The organism is Rhodococcus sp. T2V (genome assembly GCF_029269925.1).
GTDB lineage: Bacteria > Actinomycetota > Actinomycetes > Mycobacteriales > Mycobacteriaceae > Rhodococcus_F > Rhodococcus_F koreensis.
This window is the reverse complement of sequence record NZ_JARJBD010000272.1, coordinates 1-1,646: the sequence shown is the minus strand read 5'-3', so window position 1 is coordinate 1,646 and position 1,646 is coordinate 1. Positions and strand designations below refer to the sequence as shown.

Annotated in this window: 1 protein-coding gene and 1 pseudogene; one reads left to right on the top strand and one right to left on the bottom strand. The window is 64.8% G+C overall.

Annotated elements, in window-relative coordinates; genetic code table 11:
- Nucleotides 1–356: pseudogene (locus tag P3H15_RS53820) on the top strand (hypothetical protein); the annotation flags it as partial.
- Between the two features lie 446 nt (nucleotides 357–802).
- On the opposite strand, the gene P3H15_RS53815 reads toward P3H15_RS53820, so the two are convergent.
- Entirely contained in the window at nucleotides 803–1,216 is a 414-nt protein-coding gene (locus P3H15_RS53815; RefSeq protein WP_276144794.1) for a DUF6283 family protein, read from the bottom strand.
- Nucleotides 1,217–1,646: the final 430 nt, after the last annotated feature.

The window sequence follows — 1,646 nt, the reverse complement described above, 5'->3', positions numbered from 1 at the left end:
ATTTCCGAGAGAACGAACGTATGCCACTTCCAATACAGTGGCAGATCGGGCGGGCCGTGCCACTACCCGGGATCACCGGCCGAATCCGCGACCCGGAGGCCGATTTTCTGCCCGCACCGGTCACCCGGAAGTTTGTCAAACACGCCGTCGACTACGAACCCAGCCCCACCGAACAGCATGTGCTCGACGAGCACCGGTCACGGCAACCGGCCACGGCAGGGCCAGCGGCGAAGTACCAACTCGAATCGCTCCGCCCCGACAGAACCAGCGCTGTCCGGCGCAGCGACGTAGTCGTCTTCGTCTCTGCCGACGACTGTGGATTTACCCACCGGCCGTCGTGGTGTCCGACCCCATGAAGATCCCGCGATCGGGCGGAGCAGTGCTGTAATTCCTACGCATCCGCGCCGACCTGCCACCGCTCCCCCTCTCCGACGCCGCGGCGGCACTCGTCGACCTCGGGCATCCTGGCCCGCGACTGAACACCGACCACTATGTCCGCTCCCCCACCCTCCGCGCGGCACTACTCTGATGTGAACGCCTTCCAACGCTCGCAGAAGGTCTCGATCACCGGGATCTTCACCCTCTGGTAACGCCATCTACCTGGCGCCGCGCGCGTAGCCCGCTCTTGTCGCGGTCGTCTCCCTGACCGCGACACATGTCTGTTGAGTTCTGACCGGGGGCGAGCACTTGACGGGGCTGTCAGAGCCGCGGCCGACGATGGATCTGCCGTCGGGCGAGAATCCAGAACCGTTGCGGGGTAACCGAACCCAACGCCCGTCCGTCAGCACTTGGCCCCGGTCGCTCAACCGTGCGGGTCTATCCCACCTTGCGTCGCGGCCATTTCGACGTACGAGTCAAACAGGTCCGGCCACCCGTCTCCCCGTGCCAACGCCGCGGGGTCCAGCCGTCCACGAATCACAGAGAGCCGCACTCCGAGGTGCTCGACACCGGCCACCGCGAGCCACCCTGCACACGCTTCATCCTCGCCCTCCGCCGATTTGTGGCACGCGAACATCGCAGCATCGACTGCCGCCTCATGACCGGGGCGTCCTGATGTGGAGGCCAGCGCATCGAATCGCTCCCGACCGAACATCCCGGGGGCGACATCCCGGCGCCACGGGCACTCCGCACAGGGGTACTGTCGGTGCGGCAACGCCGAAGGCCGCTCGCAAGAAGCAGCGGTCGGCGCCGGTGATGTCTTCTCGGTGGGGATCATGCAGGTCATTCTCGCGGATCGACCCGCCGCGGTGTGGGCAGAGCTCCTAACCGATTTCGAAGGTGCTGCGGTCCTGCCGCCTTCGCGGACCTCGGGCGTAATACATCGGCTGTCGCGGCTTCACAGATGCCGACGACTTCGCCGGGTGGATCGGCCATACTCCACGGGCCATCGGTGACGGGGCCTGAATTCTGCTGCACTCTCGCCGACAGATCCGGGTCTCGGTCAATGGACCGGGGCCATCCGCTGAATGAATGCCTTCCTTTGATGGTGCAGGAAGTCTGCGGACGTAGTGCCGCAATCGCTCTGCAGGTCGTCGTTCTGTGCAAATACCCGGTGGATCAGGTTGATGTTCGTGCGACCACGGGTTAGCCCCAATACCGTTCAGTTAGTGAACAAGGATGTCGCATTTCGGCGGCTGGGTGGGTTG

Coding starts and splice junctions, on each gene's coding strand:
- P3H15_RS53815 (WP_276144794.1), bottom strand. CDS start 1,216: ATGATCCCCACCGAGAAGACATCACCGGCGCCGACCGCTGCTTCTTGC.